This window comes from Arthrobacter sp. MYb224, from assembly GCF_002975455.1.
Classification (GTDB): Bacteria; Actinomycetota; Actinomycetes; order Actinomycetales; family Micrococcaceae; genus Glutamicibacter.
Genome location: NZ_PCPU01000006.1, coordinates 172409 through 190000, shown reverse-complemented (window position 1 = coordinate 190000; position 17592 = coordinate 172409). Strand labels below are relative to the sequence as shown.

The window sequence follows — 17592 nt, the reverse complement described above, 5'->3', positions numbered from 1 at the left end:
GTCCTGGAAGCTGCGAAGCGGTGGATGGCCAGGCCATCCACCGCGAGGTTGTTGCTAGTTCGAGTTTGGCAATCGAACTGGCATGACCAGGTACCGGTACTGGTCCTGATCGTCTTCGTCGATCTGCTTCTGACCGGTGATCATCGCAGGTTTAGGTGCGCTGGTGAAGGAGAACCGCACGTAGTCGGTATTGAAGGAGCCTAGGCCCTCGCTCAGGAATGTGGGGTTGAACGCCACGGTGATGTCTTCACCCCGAAGCGAAGCAACGATCGCCTCTTCGGCCTGGGCATCTTCGCCGGTTCCCGCATCCAGGGTCAGCTGACCATCGGTGAAAGCCATGCGAACCGGAGTATTACGTTCGGCAACCACCGAGACGCGGCGTACTGCTTCGATTAGATCGCTGGTACGAACGGTCGCATGGATGGGGGTGTTGTCCGGGAACAGCGAACGAATCTTTGGATAGTCGCCATTGATCAGCAGCGAGGTGGTTCGGCGATTGGCGCTTTCGAAACCAATCATTTCGCCGTTAGGGCTGATAGCCAGCTTCAAATCACCGGCGCTCGAAAGTGTTTTCGCGACTTCACTCAAGGTCTTCGCCTTGATCAAGAATGAGGTAGAAACTTCTGGCTGGTTAGGGGACCAGTTCAGTTCGCGCATCGCCAAGCGGTAACGGTCGGTAGCCAGGAAGGTAATGAGATCGTTTACGATTTCTACCTTGATGCCGGTAAGAACCGGAAGAGTATCATCTTTGGACGCAGCAACGATGACCTGCGATACGGCTTCGGAGAAAGCCTGTCCATTAATGGTTCCCGCAACTTCTGGAAGCGCAGGAAGCGTCGGGTATTCATCCACGGGCATGGTTGCCAAGTGGAAACGAGAACGGCCGCAGGAAACCGTAATCTTCGTGCCATCGGTTTCCAGCGTCACCGTTGAATTAGGCAAAGATCGGGTAATTTCTGCAAGAAGCTTGCCAGAAACCAGCACTTCACCCTGTTCTGCTATATCGGCAGGTATTTCAATATGGGATGAGATCTCGTAATCAAATCCCTCAAGGCGAACGATGCCCTCATGGGTAGTGATCAAAATGCCAGCAAGTACTGGAGATGGTGGACGCTGCGCTAGAGACCTTGCGGTCCAAGAAACGGCGTCTGCCAATACATCCTTTTCAACGCTGAACTTCACGAAAAATCCGCCTTTCGGAACCCATAAGTCTTAAGTCAGGCCAAGAAGCTTGTTTCCCGCCAAGTTCTTAAGCATAGAGCAGGTAGCTACACGATATCTCCACTTAATCTTGCCACGACTTTCCTCATGAAGCTTCATAGAAGATTCCGAGGTGTGCAGTGCAGCGAACTTATGAACAAAAAATCGTTCAAAACGGGTGTATCGGGGAGAGGTCTCGTTATTTGGATGAATAAGTGTTTAAAGGAAGTAGTGTTAATAACCCCTGTGGATACTGTGGACAACCGCCGCGATCCCATAGATTGAACCAATTGTGCATGTGAACAATCTGTGACTGGGAGTGACACTCAGTTCCAGTGCCCTGTTGAAACTCAGTGTCACTCTTTTCGCAGTCCACACTCGAGGTGCTTGTTATGCGCAGGTTGTCTCCAACTACTCCACAGCCTTATCCACAGCTGTGATTTTCGTGAATCAGTGCTCGCGCTGGCTTTGTTTGATGCGGTTTGTCAGTTCTGTCACCTGGTTGAAGATCGCACGACGTTCGGCCATCAGTTCACGAATCTTGCGATCGGCATGGATCACGGTGGTATGGTCACGTCCACCGAGTTCGGCACCGATCTTCGGCAGAGACATATCGGTCAATTCCCGCAGGAGGTACATCGCGATCTGACGTGCAGTGACCAGCGTTCGAGTACGTGACTTACTGTTGAGCTCATCAATGCTCAGTCCGAAGTATTCGGCGGTCTGCTTGATGATGGTTGAGGGCGTGATCTCCTGGGCACCGTCGGCGCTGATCAAATCCTTCAGAACGGTTTCGGCCAGGGCAAGGTCTACTTGCTGGTTATTCAATGAGGCGAAGGCCGTCACTCGAATGAGTGCACCCTCGAGCTCACGGATATTCGTAGAGATGCGTGAAGCAATGTATTCCATCACGTCGCCCGGGGCAGAAAGGTTCTCCGCATCCGCCTTCTTGCGCAAGATCGCAATTCGAGTTTCCAATTCAGGCGGCTGGATATCGGTAAGCAAACCCCATTCGAAGCGTGAACGCATTCGATCTTCAAAGCCCTGGAGCTGCTTCGGCGGCAAGTCGGAGGTGATCACTACCTGCTTGTTGTGATTATGCAGGGCATTGAAGGTGTGGAAGAACTCTTCTTGCGTCGCGTCCTTATTTGCCAAGAACTGAATATCGTCAATCAGCAGAATGTCGACGTTGCGGTAGGTCTGTTTGAAACTGGCACCCTCGTCATCACGGATGGAGTTGATGAAATCGTTGGTGAATTCTTCGGAATTCACGTAGCGAACACGAATGCCCTTGTAGAGGTGACGCGCGTAATGCCCAATCGCATGAAGTAGGTGCGTCTTACCCAAACCAGAATCGCCGTAGATGAATAGCGGGTTGTAGGCCTTCGCCGGCGCTTCGGCAACGGCAACGGCGGCCGCATGCGCAAATCGATTCGAAGAGCCGATCACGAAGGTATCGAATATGTACTTCGGATTCAGGCGACCGAACTCTTGGGAATTTGAGGGGGGAGTCGGCTGGGGCGCCGGCTGTGGGCGTGGGCCGGGAGTCTCCGGAACCGGGGCTGGGGTGGAAACAGGTGCTGGTTTTTCCTCGACCGGCTGTTCGACGTCTTCGGCCAGAGACAGGTCGACGCTTACCGCGCAACGAATATCGTCCTGGAAGACTTCGCGCAGTGCTTGATCCAGCGGCTCGCGTAGTTGAGTCTGCAGAATGTCACGGGTGAGGTCATTTGGCACTGCAACAAGAAGGGTACTTCCGATGAGACCCTGGGGCTTGGCTAAGGACACAAACGGACGGTGGCGGGCTTTAACCCGATCGTCGTCTTCGATCTTGCGGATGACTTGACGCCAGGAGCTCCCAATACTATTGGTCTCGTCGCTACTCACTAAGGGCGTCCCACTTCCATCATTTAATGCAATGTTGATCACACAAAACCCGATTTTCGGCTTTGTTTTCGCCATTCTGGCGACGCTATCACCACTGATTCTATCCACTATCCACATGGTTATGCACAGTCTGGTGGAAAAAGTTAGCGGTTTGGCTGTGGAAAACGTCTTTTCCCTTGAAATCTAGGCTTTTGAGGGCCGCTTTGACGTGGTTTTTCGCGTCAGAATGTGAGGTGTCTTTCGTTGAAAGCTGTCGTAATCCACAAGTTTGGGGTAGATTATTCACAGGCAGCGCTCTGATATTCACAGGGGCGCTGTTACCGCGCGCCAATTTGACCTACGGCTCAAATTTTCCTATCGTTATTCAGTCCTATGTGTGCGTTTTGTGACCTGCTCAGTTTTTAGAAGAGCCCGCGAAATCACGCATTTTATAAAGAACGAGCGTCAGCCTGTTGTTATCCAGCTAGCTAGTAGCGGGTACGGCGCATCACTTAAAATTCTTGGAGTGTCACCGTGAGCAAGCGGACTTTTCAGCCAAACAACCGTCGTCGTGCTAAGAAGCACGGTTTCCGTCTTCGTATGCGTACCCGTGCGGGTCGCGCAATTCTTTCGGCTCGTCGCGGCAAGAGCCGCACCGAGCTTTCCGCATAAATTTGTGGATCAGCTTTTGGCTGCATAGTTCTGATGGACTCGACTAGATCCGTCTAGGCCAAAAATGTTGCCAAAGAATCAGCGATTGCGCTTAGCGCAAGACCTTACAGTCACTGTACGTTCCGGCGCCCGAAGCGGACGCCGGAACGTCGTGCTATATGCACGCCCTCGCCCCGAAGGGGGCATGGGGGACCGGTTTGGATTTATTGTCTCCAAGGCAGTGGGAATTGCGGTTAAGCGGAACCTGGCGAAACGTCGCATGCGCGAAGTTGCCCACGAGCTTAGGCGCGTGGATGGAAACCTGGATATCGTCGTTCGTGCCCTGCCTGGAGCTGCTGAGCTCTCTTGGGAAGAGCTGCGATCACAGGTCAACACTGCTTTCGCATCCGTGCTTCGTAAAACAGAGGTCCGCTGATGCGTAAGGACTTAGCTTTCCGAACCGGACCTGTGTGGTTCATCATTGATATTCCACGCAATCTTCTTATCGGGTTTCTTAAGTTCTACCGAAAGATCATCTCGCCAATTTATGGCGATGTATGCCGATACTTTCCTAGCTGTTCTGCCTATGGGCTCGAAGCGGTGACTCAGCACGGTGCCGTCAAAGGTATCGTCTTGACTGCCTGGCGGGTTCTGAGGTGTAATCCATTTTCCCACGGCGGCGTAGACCACGTTCCGGAGGGTCCACGGATTTGGCCCGAAGGTAAACTGCCGAGGATCATAGTTCTGAATCATCCTGTGATTCCCGACGATGAAGACGCCGCGGATAGCGGCCACAAGGAGCTTGACCGCTAATGAACTTTCTAGACACCATATTGACTCCGTTCACGTATTCCGTGTCGTGGGTCCTGTGGGCCTTCCACGAACTGTTCACCATCATGGGTATGGACGAGGGCTCGGGAGTGACCTGGACCTTGTCCATCATCTTCCTGGTTCTGCTCATCCGTACACTGCTGATTCCGGTCTTCGTCAAGCAGATCAAGAGCCAGCGTGCGATGCAGGCGCTGCAGCCCGACCTGCGCAAGCTCCAGGCGAAGTACAAGGGCAAGACCGACCAGATGTCGCGTCAGGCCATGGTGCAAGAACAGCAGGCGCTGTTCAAGAAGCACAAGACCAACCCACTGTCTTCCTGCCTGCCTCTGCTCGTGCAGATGCCATTCTTCTTCGCCCTCTTCCGCGTGCTTAACGAAGCTTCCCGTGCCAGCGATGACGGCCGTTCAATCGGTGCCTTGTCCGCTGACCATATCCGCAGCTTCGACCAGTCCTCGATCCTCGGGGCACCGCTTTCCGAGACCTTCTTGGGCACCATCAATTCCGGTGCCATCAACTGGGCAGTAATCATCGTTGCGGTCATCATGATCCTCGCGATGACCGCCTCGCAGTTCTTCACCCAGCGCCAGCTGATGACCAAGAACATGAGCCAGGAAGCCCTGCAGGGCCCGTTCATGCAGCAGCAGAAGATGATGCTCTACATCCTGCCTCTGGTCTTCGGCATCGGTGGTATTAACTTCCCAATCGGCGTGCTGATCTACTGGACCGCATCGAACCTTTGGACCTTGGGACAGCAGTTCTGGGTCATTCGCAACAACCCAACTCCAGGCTCTGAGGCAGAACGCGAACTCAACGCTCGTCGCGCTGCCAAGGGTTTGCCTCCTGTGGGACAGAAGAAGCTGGATGAGTCCGAGACCCCAGCGATCGAAGAACCTAAGGGCCAGCGCGAGCAGCCAAAGCGTAAGAATCGCCGGAAGAAGTAGTCATGACTGCAACTGAGAACACCGAAGTATCTGAGCTGACCGACCAGGTCGAGCAAAATGAAGAGGTAGTCGACGAAGGCGATGTTGCCGCGGACTACCTAGAGGAACTGTTGGATATTGCCGATCTCGATGGCGACATCGACATCGAAATCCGTGGCGGACGAACGTACATTTCCATCGTCGCCGAGGAAGCCACCACCGACCTGAACAGCCTCGTAGGCAAGGACGGTGAGGTACTCGATGCACTGCAGGAGCTAACCCGCCTGGCTGTTCTCAATGCCACTGGCGAGCGTTCACGCTTAGTCTTGGACATTGCCGGGTATCGCTCAAACCGTGCCGAAGAACTGCAGCAGTTAGCCACGGAAGCCATCGCCGAGGCGCGAAAGTCGGGACAGCCAGTACACCTCGAGCCGATGAGCGCGTACGAACGCAAACTTGTTCACGATGTCATTGCGGATGCTGGACTGCATTCGGAATCCGAAGGTGAATCCACCCGTCGCCACATCGTCGTATCGACGCTGGATAACTAAGTAATTCGCACCGCGCGTTTTCAATCGTTCAAAGGAACTATGCAATGACTGAGGACCTCAGCCTTACAGCAGCGGAGACCGTAGCTGCCGAAAAGATTTTCGGTGACCGACTGGATCTTGCTAAGCGCTACGTAGCGCACCTTGCTACGTCAGGCATTGAACGAGGGCTGCTTGGCCCGCGTGAAGTCCCTCGTCTGTGGTCCCGCCACGTGCTCAACTGCGCCGTGATCGAGTCGTTGATGGAGCGCGATGCTGAAGTAGCCGATGTAGGCAGCGGTGCGGGCCTTCCTGGCCTGTGCTTGGCCATCGCACGTCCGGATCTCAAGCTGACGCTGATTGAACCCTTAGAACGCCGTTGCATCTGGCTGACAGAAGTCATCGACGACCTCGGTCTGGACAATGTGACCGTGATGCGTGGACGCGCCGAGCAGATGACTGAGACCATCAATGCCCGTTACGTGACTGCCCGAGCGGTCTCGGCGTTGAGTAACCTCGCAGGCCTGACCATCCCACTGCTGCACGGGCAAGGTGACCTTATCGCCATCAAGGGACGTTCCGCCGCAGAAGAAATTGATAAGGCGCAGAAGGTCATCCGCAAGCTTGGTGGCACCGAAACTAAGGTAGTCACTGTCGGTGAAGACATGCTGGAAGAAGTCACCACGGTGGTTCAAATCAAGGTTGGCTAATACTTAGGCGTTAGTCTTTAAGTAGCTTTAGATGCGGAATAACCCAAGACCTGAGTATCTTTCGAGATTCAGCTTGAACGCATACTAAGACGTTTGTTTTCGTGTGTTTCACGTGAAACATCGTCGGTGGGTTCATGGATTTTGAACGCATCAATTCACGAGGAGGAGTTTCACCTTTGTCCAAGGCTAAAGGTTCGTCGAGCAACGTTTTTGACTTTAATGATTCTTCTTCGCCGTTAGCTAGTCAGCTGGCCAATGAACATAGGCGCCGCGAAGCGATTTCGGAGCGAGAAGTCCCAACGCCGCCGAAGACTCGATACCTCACTATCTCCAACCAAAAGGGTGGAGTGGGCAAGACGACGACGGCAGTTAACCTTGCGGCGGGTTTGGCCAAGAGTGGTCTGAACGTTCTGGTAATCGATATCGACCCGCAGGGCAATGCATCGACAGCTCTAGGTATTGAGCATCATTCGGAAGTCGATAGCATTTACGACGTACTTATCAATGATCTTCCTTTGGCAGATGTCATTGCGACTTGCCCTGAGCTACCCACATTGGAAGTGGCCCCGGCAACTATTCATCTTGCGGGTGCTGAAATTGAATTAGTTTCTTTGGTGGCCCGAGAGCAGCGGTTGCAGCGAGCATTGGATGACTATGCGCGCACTCGTCAACGCAAGGGACTTCCTCGTCTGGACTACGTATTCATAGACTGCCCGCCGAGCTTGGGCCTATTGACTGTCAACGCATTTGTGGCTGCCAGGGAAGTGCTCATCCCAATTCAGTGTGAGTACTACGCGTTGGAGGGTCTGAGCCAGCTTTTGAAGAATATTGAGATGATTCAAAAGCATTTGAATTCAAAATTAACTGTTTCCACGATACTGCTCACCATGTATGACGGCCGGACCAATTTGGCGGCACAGGTAGCCAACGAAGTGCGGGAACATTTCCCAGAGCAAGTTCTCGGCGCCGTCATACCTCGATCTGTACGCATCTCGGAAGCCCCGAGTTACCAGCAGACCGTAATTACTTACGACCCGAGCTCCACCGGCGCGTTGTCTTATATGGAGGCAGCCATAGAGATCGCCGAACGAGCGGTAAAATCCTAAGACAGAACGTTCTAGACAACAAGATCTGGAATTCACTTGTTTTTCGTTGTTTTTAGGATAGAAGTTTCATCTTCAATAGACCCATGACTCCCTAAAAGGAAAATTGTCAACATCCCCCTAGTTACTCACGTAAACAGTAGACTAGTCGTGGGTTGAGAATTTGGATGAAAAGGAGTGCCGCTATATGGCTGACAAGAAGCGTGGCTTAGGCAGAGGGCTTGGTGCGCTGATTTCCAGTTCGCCATCCGGGGCTGTGGCAGAGATTAAAGACGATGTTTCACGTGAAACATCGATACCTACCTCCGACCAGAGCAAGACGAAGACAGCTCGTCCTGTAGACATGTTCTTTGAGCCGGGACGCAAGTCGGCTTCCTCTGCGCCGAAAGCGGCACCTGCAAAGAGTGCGAAGAAGCCTCGGGCGGCAATGCCTGGACTCAACACGACCGTCGCTCCGCGCAAGACCGAACCTGTCCCGCAGAGTAACGACCGGGGAGGGGTGCTGGAGGAGCCGGCAAATGGCTTGGTAGACGTACCGGGAGCTCGTTTTGCTGAACTCAACGTTGACCAGATTCATCCGAACCGTAAGCAACCCCGAACGAATTTTGACCAGGAACACATGGATGAACTCATCCATTCGATTCGGGAAATTGGCCTGCTCCAGCCAATTGTTGTTCGTCCCTCGCGAGAAGACAACGATGCACCATATGAACTGGTCATGGGTGAACGTCGTTGGAGGGCGACTCAGGCCGCAGGACTGTCTACGATTCCGGCTATCGTCCGAGATACGCTGGATACCGACCTACTTCGTGATGCACTCCTTGAGAATCTTCACCGTTCGCAGCTCAACCCACTTGAAGAGGCCGCGGCTTACCAGCAGCTTCTTGAAGAATTCAATTGCACTCAGGAAGTACTTTCGGATCGTATTGGGCGATCACGCTCGCAGATTTCGAACACAATCCGGCTGATGAAACTGCCTGCCCTGGTGCAGCGACGAGTGGCCGCCGGCGTATTGTCGGCCGGGCATGCACGTGCACTGCTCGGTTTATCCAATGGAGAAGCAATTGAGCAACTTGCTCAACGAATCGTCAATGAAGGATTGTCCGTTCGCGCTACGGAGGAGGCAGTGGCCCTTAGCGGCGACAAGCCAGCTAAGAAGACCGTTAAGGCACGTGAGAACCAGCGTAACGAGCGGCTGGATTTTTTGGCGACGTCGTTGGCTGATCGTTTGGACACTAGCGTCAAGATTCAATTGGGTACCAAAAAAGGTAAAGTCAGCATCGAGTTTGCCTCGGTGGAGGACCTAAATAGAATTATGGAAGTCCTAGATCCGGACTTGAAGAAGTAGCCACTTGCTCTTGCGGTGTCGGGTATGTTTCACGTGAAACATACCCGACACCATTTTTTTTATCCGCCTACGCGCAGCAAGCCGGATACACCGAATGATCCTTGTAAGCGCTTCAGCCGGTCGAACTGACCAGAATTGGAGGAGACCTCAGCCTAGGGCGTACATGGCTTCTGAGGGGCTGCGCACAGGCCATGCTGGGCACTTAGAAGGAAGGAGTCAACCAGACCAGAGATGCTGCAAGCATGTCAGTCGAGGAAACAGATCAGCGGTGACCCGTGAAAACACAAAAACGGAAAGGCGGAACACCGTGAACCGAATCAGTTCTTGCCCAGAATGCGAGCGTCACCCAAACTTGACCTCATTGAACCAGTAGTGACTTTCCTAAACCGAAAACGGTCCGATGTAACTTATTTGATCTAGGAATCCTTGCAGCTGAATTCTCTTCTCATCCGGCGATGTTGAAACCGTTGATTTGATTCACGCAGATAATGGCTCAAGTGTTCAGCTTCGGATCTGACAGTAGCGTGCTCGTTGTTCGCGTAATTGTGGATATGCGAGAGCGGTACCTGCACCTCTGATTGAAGTAAGTTTCAGGGCCCAGAACTACTGCCATATCGAATGTCCTTGAACAAGGTCACCGGGCAGAAGGACCAGCGGTAACGAGCTCGGTTCTATGCCGACCAAGGTGCACTTGGAACAATCTGATGGTTGCTTCGGGCGTGAGCGCGTGGCGATGGGAGAAGCAATGAGAGTTCAAATCGTTGTCTGCTCTAATTTGGCCATGTCTGATAGATGCAATGAAAGGGGAGGCGCCGACCATCTGGGTGGCGCATTGCCTTCATATAATGAGACGGTCATCAGCAGTACCTTTGTTGAAGGTGGTCGCTGATAAGACGGCGGGCTTTGATCATTCACTCAGCGAATGCGGTGGTTTATTAGGATGTCGCATTAATTGTCCGCCAGTGGGCAATTTTCTGGCCGCACGTCGGCTGATCTCCATGCACGCCAACAGATTCCTGACGATTGAAGGCGTGCCAACGAATTGCCGGGCAAACGACGATCATGTTTTGAGAACTCGTTAGTGTTGAATATTAGTAGGTTTGGGGACCCCGCAACGTTGCCTATTGGAGCCAGCGTTATTGCCGTTGGGGACCAGCAGTCCCTTTGGAAAAGTAATTAGGGCTACGTAGTGAAAATATCTTGATTCGCGCTGGGGAAGTTTGCGGTTTATTGCCTTCGGGGTATCCCGTATTGTGAATTCGCCCGGTCGCGGTAATAGCCGTTGGAGACGGTTCCAGCAAGCTCGGGCAGGAACTAGCGGCACGATTGAATACCGCAGGAATGAGGATAAGCCAGGGGGCAGACATTCACTACACTCGAATATTGTACCGATGCGTTCCTATCGGGGGAGGTACTATAGACTCCGTGATCCAGAGGATCCGTTGGTCTACTTTGCTTCATTGCCTAGAACCGTAAAATAACCAGCTGCACGTTGCCCTAAATACAGGCCTTAGGGGGCATAAAAACGTCATCCACGCTGTGAGTGCCACCAGCCTTCGGAGTTGCGTATCCTGTGGTACCTCAGTGCTTTATCTATTCTGTACCGGCAACGGTTTACGGGCAGGATTTTTTGTGAACATGCCGAGTGATGATTGCAACAGCATTGTCTGTGGGCGGTGCTATTCATTTTCGTCGCATTGGGTATAGCTCTCCAAAGCGATTTTTCGAGTCCTAGAACAACTAGGTTCACAGATCTTCGACTAGCACCAGAGACGGAGCGACTGACAAGATTCCATTTGGCAGCGTTCAACAGAGGGCATGGGCATTCCCTCTGTTCCTCGGATGGTAGATAGCCGAAGGCATCTTCTTGGTGTAGAAGTAATCGAGGTGGGTTGGTCGGATAGTGTTGCTACCTTGCTACCTTGCTACCTTGCTACCTTGCTACCTTGCCAGCTCCGACGCTTACCCTCGAATCTAGTGGTACGGATCGAAAGGCAATATTCGGTGACACTCAAGGCTCCGAATACTCATGTATTCACGCATAGAATCATCGGCTTTCCAGTGGCGTCGAGGACGCTGATATTTGACCGTAGGTCCAAACTGAGCTCCGAATGCTCGAGCGTGTTCGGTTTAAAATTAGCTAGACGCGATCGGTGCTGGTCTCGCTAAAGCTCCGGTTCGTATTCAATAAATCAGAATATCTTGGATATGGGGCATGCTCTGTTTCACGTGAAACATGGCGCCATGGATCGGCTGACATCGGAACTACATTGCGTGTCACCAATGTAGAAGGAACTAGCGGGCTGGATCGAATCCCAAAATCATAGAGTGATCATAGTAAGTACTGAGAACCGATGATGAGGGTAATCTCTAGATGCTCTGCCAGGGGGCGCCTGCAGCGCATCTGATGTCCAACACCGACATCGAGATTACCTACGACATCCAACACGCTGATTGAATTTCAGTTCAGACAAGTCGGATGGCAATATTTCTCAACCCTGCCGGCAACACTGTCAAAGCTGTAGCGGTCCGAGCTCAATCCTTAGATGATATCGATAGTTGGATCGGCATCACGACTAGATACAAGATACTTCTGAATGAATTTGGCACCGCCCAATCGATCACGGCGAATAATATCCTTGGAAGTCCAGTTGCATCATGGGAGTGCATGCTTCTGTCCTGCAGCAATTTCTAGTGATACCCATGTTGGCACCCCAGTCACGAAGAAGATCAGGGGAGTAGGGCGTATGTGAAATATCGGGACCTTTCAGCTCTTGAGCGCTGAACAAGTGTCCGATGTAGAGGTTACCAAGAAGAGGTAGACAGGTCCGACTGACGAGATCATGGGCGTAGCAGACGGGATGTATACCTTCGGAATGATCGGTGATCTGATGTCACTGCGACAGTACGGCACACGCTTCGATTGAAGTTGCGTTCGGTATTTTCGCGCGGTAGCTCCAAATCCCATACTCAATGAATACTGATCGAAAATCGGGAGGTATGGGAGCCTCCGGATATACCCTTCCATAGCCACCAATGTGCTTGTTGAGGGCCCGAACCTTTCGGGAGGCACCACGTAACCGCAACAACATCCTATAGCCTAGTCCAAGGACCTTTTCTCCCTCATGTTGTAGCTCGTAGTATCGACTCAGATCGTATTTTGCCCGATCCGCTCCATGATCGCGTCCATGCAGGAATTTGAGTGTCACTCCGACTCTCGGGAATTGCTTAGACACCGTATTCCAGTCAGGCGGAGTGAACGAGCCCTAATGCTCCCCGAGGCCAGGGACTAAAAACTACCAAACAGGTTCCTATAGTTTGCCTGGGTTCCCGTTCCGGTGTTTTCGGTTTCTAATTCGGCATCTAGGACGTTGTATGCGTTGTTTCTGAAGATGTTTCGCGAGACGTCGATACTCCGCCCCGATATTCCTTCGACGGGAAGCAAGCGTGTCAGCTTCGCATTGTTTTATCGCACCAATTGCATTGCTCCCTCCAACAGATGTTGTCATATGGCGGAAGGATTCCAATTCATGGCTCTCAGGGGCGCCATTGGCGGTTCTGAGTGGCCATATTGGCGCTTTCAAATCGTCAAATATTCAACTGATCCGCTTCCCGAGCGATTTCACGATCGTATTTTTCTGAACGTCTACTCCTGTGGCAACCGACGGTACTACGTGTGGGACTATCCCAAAGAAACATGAATGTTCTCTTTGGGCACTGCCATAGGGTTCACCGGCATCGTTGGGATCTACGTTGCCGAAGGCTGCCCGACCCGACGAAAGAAGCCTGGCAGACTTCGCGAAAAGGATTCAATGGCTACGGTTACGTTCCACAAGTCCATAGCGATGAGAATAACGTCGCGATGGATGGAGTCTTGCCGGCATGTGCCAAGGAAAAATTGCTTCTGGTTCGGAACGTTGCTGCTTGGAGATATGCACGCCGCTGTTGTCGCTCAACGTTATCTTGTACTCAGTGTCTGGAGACTTAGTTACTCGGCATCGGCATCCGTTGCGAGATGAGATGGGCAGGCTCTTCCGCGGTACCATCTGGAACGTTTTCGAAAGGTTCAGAATACTGGAGATCATCCGTGCTGTTGGGCATGGACATTCGCATTGGCGGCCGCTGTATCTCCGGCACAAGTAGGTACCGTCTCCCAACGGAAATATCGGTAGCATCCAGCATGTCGCGCAATCGGGACAGGTGCGAAATGAAGGGCTTATCCCAGATGTAGTGGGGGAGAGGTACTAGGCAAATATCGGCTGTCTGCATCTCGTTCTCGTTTGCCGGCGTTTGAGAGCTACTAGGAGTTCCGCTCAAAAACGATGACTGTGCACTTGTGATTTCTCGCTGAAAGCCAGTGTGGGACAAAAGGTCATCTATCCAGATTAGGCACCTGACGAATCGATGAGAACATCCGACCGAATCACTGGCTGCTCCCGCAGTGATTCTGGAACTCATTACGGGTAATCGGGATGTGGCGCCAGGTTCTACAATGGCGTCTGCGACGAAACGGTTTTTATAGTTCTTGCTACCGTCTAGGCGTAGTGCTGATATTTTTCACTACACTTGGGGCAGTTCGGTTCGCGGTCCTCCTGATACTCATCATCTGCGCGTGTTTCACGTGAAACATTCTTCACTCACTTAAAGGTTGGAATTACAGAATCCATGGTGTTGTATAGCTGGCGACGAGAAAAGCCGCTCCATGTCAGCACGGGACGCAAATATGTTCTTCGGGTACAGAATTGTGCGCTACTGGTCCCTTCCATTATTGAAAACGGCGATCGTCGACGCGCGATTTCGAACGTCAATCAACGGAAGACAGAATGGAATCTAGCCCTTTCGAGGCCAGACCAGAAATGACGTTTGTTTCACGTGAAACAACGCTATTTGCGAGACGACATGGTATTCACCGTTCGACGATCGGGGGCGGGCGGACCTGATTGTCTGATAAATGAGGTTCGGTCGATTTCAGAACTGATTGCGGCTGCGCCAACGAACATTCACTCTTAACGTCAAGTTTTCACTGGCAGATCTCGGGACCTAACTAACCACCAGAAGGTGGAACAGTTCCGGGAGCGACACGTGTATTGATCCTCTGACAACGAAGCCTCTGGCATCAGCGGCTTGGTTCTGGGGTGCATGCGGACGCGATTATGGATCGAATCATTCACAATACGACGTGGTGCGAAACCGGGACGTACAACATGCGTGAGCAGTTGAACCTCGTATAGAAAGGAATACCGTTGGCGGCCAGTGGCACCCTTCAGGGCAGCTGCTGGTCCCCAACGGCAATAACGCTGGCTTTCAAAGGCAATATTGGGTGGTCCCCAAACCTACTAATATTCAACAACACCCTTGATCCGTAGCCATGAGGGTTGCACCTACATGTTGAAGTTGCCCGGCTCAACCCAGATCCTATGCTGAACAAACCGATCCAAGTTCGTATCCGCGTGAACCCCTGAATTGAACCTGGCAGGCCAGACAGATTGCTTGTAGTGAGTGCAGAGCCTGTTGCCGTCGAGCCATACGGGCGTTGCTTCGCTTTCTACGACATCCGCCGAAAGTCTCCCCATAGAGGGTCTGCTTATTCAGAGGTCTTCAAGGGCTCTAAGGGTGGCTCAGACGGAAGATTATCGTGTTTCGTTGGCAAGGCCGCTGGAAGGCATTATTGCTGCCTCACAATGAGTCAAATGCTCTACTTGGGGGAGGTGAATCTATTCTAGGAGGACGGATGGCAAACTACCGTGGCATCATGCGTCCACTCGTTCGAGTACACAGACGCAGCGCTATCGTCAGACCCGGGAACTGTCCACCGTGGGCTGCCAACAACACTATGAAGGCCCCTGAACGACCAACTACTTACGACGACTATAGGTCACGTTGATAATCTCGGCGAGGTACAACTGGACCTGCGTTTTCCCAATAGATGACCCCAACAATACGCGTGCTTCTAGGAGCCTGCTTTCTCACCAGTAATCGAATCAATGAAGACCGATCGGTTCTTCTCGTTGCCGCGTTCCCGAGAAAGCTCAGTGAGTTGCTAGTCAGCGCAAAAGAGAAACGGGTATCCGAGATAGCGCCTTATTAGCCGAACCGCGTCGATATCCACGACTTGGCATCGACGCTCTAACACGAGTGCAGCGACTGGACAGCGAAGGTAGTTCAGCGGTCACCAATTCTCAATAACTGGTACACCAGTACCGGTTACGTGGACCGGTCTCCTGGACTTGCTGTATCGAAGTAGAGTAGCGACACATGGTTGCGAACGTTCTGAGGTCCATCCGGTCCGTTCTCGCTCCATGCTTCTGGTCCTGATTACTTGACACATTCAGTGAGGAGAGACGCTTGCCAGGTACGTCGTAGGGCGGGCCGTTACATTGAGAGACCCCCATCCAGCGTCTTCTTCTTTGAGCTCGCAAGGCACCGTTGCACGTCTTCTACTGCCGAATCTCGAAGGTAGTCTTTTTCCTGAATTTTCCTGGTCTATATCCCAAGCAACATAGGAATCAGGAACATGAAAATTTTAAAGATGAGTTCACTTCTGACTAGCACTACTGAGTTTCAAACGAGGATCGACTTGTGCATGGCAGCCTCGGGATTCATGACTGGTAAGAAGATTGGTGCCGCTAGCGGATGTCGTCATCTATGCAAAGTAATCGCCGAAGATGCTCATGTTGGTAAGCGGCTATCGATATCTGGAAGGTGCTCTAAACTACTTTGCACGCTAACGGGTTGCTTCGAAGAAAGTTGAAGTAGCCAGAGATCGAAGCGCACGTGCTACCTGCAGCCGGTTGGGTGAGCGCCGTGTTTTCCGTCGATATGTTGAATCTGACCAACAAACACACATGGAAATGAAATCTCCAATTTACTTGAGAGAAAACAAGCTATATTACTTGGTTAAATACGTCGTAGCTCTGAGGCGCGTTTTCTGAGCATAGCCACCACGCCCTGACTAGCGGTAGGGACAAAAATAGGCGTTGAGCTCGAAAGCTCAACGCCTATTTTGACAACTACTTAGGATCTACAGGTATTCTGCAAATTCCTTCTCAATGACAGCCTTTGGCTTAGCACCGAGCGAGGAGGCGACGTGCTCGCCATCCTTGAAAACGAACATTGCAGGAATGCTGGTGATGCCGTACTTCGCGGAAATCGCCTGGTTCTCATCGATGTTCAGCTTTACGATGGTGACCTTGTCTGCGTGCTCCTCAGCGATCTGATCCAGGATTGGGCTCAGCTGACGGCATGGACCGCACCACTCTGCCCAGAAATCTACGATTACTGGCTTCTCGGACTCCAGAACTTCTGCCTGGAAGGTTGCTTCGGTTACTGCCTTAGCGTTACTCATGTGAGTGAACCCCTTTCTGCGAATTATTAGTTGGTTACCTTGGCCGGGGTCTTGACGTTGGCCAAGTAATGCTCGACGTCCTGAGCAGCGGCGCAGCCGGAAGCTGCGGCGGTGATTGCCTGACGGTAGTTTGAATCGATGACGTCGCCAGCTGCGTAAACACCAGGCAACGAAGTACGCGAAGAACGGCCGTCGACGGCGATGGTGCCTTCTGCGGTTAGCTCCAGCTGATCCTTGACGAGATCCACGCGTGGATCATTGCCGATGGCTACGAAGATTCCGGTGACATCCAGGGTGGACTCTTCGCCGGTGTTGCGGTTCTTCACGACGAGGCCGTTGACCTTGTTTTCGCCGTTAATGCCGACAACCTCGGAGTCCCAGACGAATTCGATCTTTTCGTGTGCCAAGGCGCGATCCGCCATGATCTTCGACGCGCGAAGTTCGCTGCGGCGGTGCACCACGATGACCTTTGCCGCGAACTTGGTCAGGAAGAGAGCTTCTTCCATTGCGGAGTCGCCGCCGCCGATGACGGAGATCGTCTGGTCGCGGAAGAAGAAACCATCGCAGGTAGCACACCAGGAGACACCGTGGCCGGAGAGGCGTTTTTCGTCTGGAAGGCCCAGCTCGCGGTAGGCAGAGCCAGTGGAAACAATGACGGTGCGGGCGCGGTACACGGTACCGTCGGCCAACGACAGGGTCTTGATTTCGCCGTCGAGCTGCATCTCGGTGACATCATCGAAGAGCACCTCGGCGCCGAAGCGCTCGGCCTGCTTCTGCATGTTGTCCATCAGGTCAGGGCCCATGATGCCCTCGGGGAAGCCTGGGAAGTTTTCGACGTCCGTGGTGTTCATCAGTTCGCCACCGGCGGTGACTGAGCCGGCAATGACCAACGGGTTCAGGTTCGCACGCGCGGTGTAAATCGCAGCGGTATAACCCGACGGGCCGGAGCCGACGATGATTACGTCGCGGATTTCGTCGTTCTGTGCTGAAGTCACGAGGGTAGAACCCTTTCGTTCTAATAATGCGAAGTGGATAGCAAGGTCTAACCTCACTATCCACCTCAACGCATTGCTTTGGTAAAAAATTCCGCT

The 17592-nt window shown here is 52.6% G+C and carries 12 protein-coding genes; 8 read left to right on the top strand and 4 right to left on the bottom strand.

The genetic code is table 11. The features are described 5' to 3' along the window. Positions 1 to 54: 54 nt before the first annotated feature. Positions 55 to 1182: a DNA polymerase III subunit beta gene (dnaN, locus tag CQ017_RS12995; RefSeq protein WP_096282911.1), complete on the bottom strand. Its 1128-nt coding sequence runs from the start codon at positions 1180 to 1182 to the stop codon at positions 55 to 57. A 468-nt stretch (positions 1183 to 1650) separates the two neighbouring features. Then, positions 1651 to 3087, bottom strand: coding sequence for a chromosomal replication initiator protein DnaA (gene dnaA / locus CQ017_RS12990; protein WP_096282910.1), 1437 nt, complete (start codon positions 3085 to 3087; stop codon positions 1651 to 1653). Positions 3088 to 3600: 513 nt separating this feature from the next. On the opposite strand from dnaA, the gene rpmH reads away from it, so the two are divergent. The 8 genes from rpmH to CQ017_RS12950 all read left to right on the top strand — a co-directional run bounded on the left by rpmH (position 3601) and on the right by CQ017_RS12950 (position 9156). Next, positions 3601 to 3738, top strand: a complete 138-nt coding sequence (gene rpmH / locus CQ017_RS12985) for a 50S ribosomal protein L34 (protein WP_096257183.1) — start codon at positions 3601 to 3603, stop codon at positions 3736 to 3738. Positions 3739 to 3802: 64 nt separating this feature from the next. Then, a complete protein-coding gene (gene rnpA / locus CQ017_RS12980; RefSeq protein WP_105554052.1) occupies positions 3803 to 4153 on the top strand; it encodes a ribonuclease P protein component in 351 nt (116 codons plus the stop codon). Continuing rightward, on the top strand, positions 4153 to 4530 hold the full coding sequence (gene yidD, locus CQ017_RS12975; RefSeq protein WP_096282907.1) for a membrane protein insertion efficiency factor YidD: 378 nt from the start codon (positions 4153 to 4155) through the stop codon (positions 4528 to 4530). Before rnpA ends, yidD begins: the two co-directional genes overlap by 1 nt. Then, the gene (yidC, locus tag CQ017_RS12970; protein ID WP_105554051.1) at positions 4530 to 5489 is read left to right on the top strand and encodes a membrane protein insertase YidC; all 960 of its coding nucleotides are present in this window, start codon (positions 4530 to 4532) and stop codon (positions 5487 to 5489) included. Before yidD ends, yidC begins: the two co-directional genes overlap by 1 nt. A gap of 2 nt (positions 5490 to 5491) precedes the next feature. Further along, the gene (locus tag CQ017_RS12965) at positions 5492 to 6019 is read left to right on the top strand and encodes a R3H domain-containing nucleic acid-binding protein (protein ID WP_105554050.1); all 528 of its coding nucleotides are present in this window, start codon (positions 5492 to 5494) and stop codon (positions 6017 to 6019) included. A gap of 44 nt (positions 6020 to 6063) precedes the next feature. Then, complete coding sequence (gene rsmG / locus CQ017_RS12960; protein WP_096282904.1) at positions 6064 to 6705, top strand: 16S rRNA (guanine(527)-N(7))-methyltransferase RsmG; 642 nt, start codon at positions 6064 to 6066, stop codon at positions 6703 to 6705. Positions 6706 to 6839: 134 nt separating this feature from the next. Then, complete coding sequence (locus tag CQ017_RS12955) at positions 6840 to 7811, top strand: ParA family protein (RefSeq protein WP_258133632.1); 972 nt, start codon at positions 6840 to 6842, stop codon at positions 7809 to 7811. A gap of 184 nt (positions 7812 to 7995) precedes the next feature. Beyond that, positions 7996 to 9156, top strand: coding sequence for a ParB/RepB/Spo0J family partition protein (locus CQ017_RS12950; RefSeq protein WP_105554048.1), 1161 nt, complete (start codon positions 7996 to 7998; stop codon positions 9154 to 9156). Positions 9157 to 16177: 7021 nt separating this feature from the next. Here CQ017_RS12950 and trxA read toward each other — a convergent pair. Both trxA and trxB read right to left on the bottom strand, forming a co-directional pair. After that, positions 16178 to 16501, bottom strand: coding sequence for a thioredoxin (trxA, locus tag CQ017_RS12935; RefSeq protein ID WP_096282898.1), 324 nt, complete (start codon positions 16499 to 16501; stop codon positions 16178 to 16180). A gap of 26 nt (positions 16502 to 16527) precedes the next feature. Then, positions 16528 to 17496, bottom strand: coding sequence for a thioredoxin-disulfide reductase (gene trxB, locus CQ017_RS12930; RefSeq protein ID WP_105554046.1), 969 nt, complete (start codon positions 17494 to 17496; stop codon positions 16528 to 16530). Positions 17497 to 17592: the final 96 nt, after the last annotated feature.

Coding starts and splice junctions, on each gene's coding strand:
- rsmG (WP_096282904.1), top strand. CDS start 6,064: ATGACTGAGGACCTCAGCCTTACAGCAGCGGAGACCGTAGCTGCCGAA.
- trxA (WP_096282898.1), bottom strand. CDS start 16,501: ATGAGTAACGCTAAGGCAGTAACCGAAGCAACCTTCCAGGCAGAAGTT.
- yidD (WP_096282907.1), top strand. CDS start 4,153: ATGCGTAAGGACTTAGCTTTCCGAACCGGACCTGTGTGGTTCATCATT.
- rnpA (WP_105554052.1), top strand. CDS start 3,803: ATGTTGCCAAAGAATCAGCGATTGCGCTTAGCGCAAGACCTTACAGTC.
- CQ017_RS12955 (WP_258133632.1), top strand. CDS start 6,840: ATGGATTTTGAACGCATCAATTCACGAGGAGGAGTTTCACCTTTGTCC.
- CQ017_RS12965 (WP_105554050.1), top strand. CDS start 5,492: ATGACTGCAACTGAGAACACCGAAGTATCTGAGCTGACCGACCAGGTC.
- yidC (WP_105554051.1), top strand. CDS start 4,530: ATGAACTTTCTAGACACCATATTGACTCCGTTCACGTATTCCGTGTCG.
- CQ017_RS12950 (WP_105554048.1), top strand. CDS start 7,996: ATGGCTGACAAGAAGCGTGGCTTAGGCAGAGGGCTTGGTGCGCTGATT.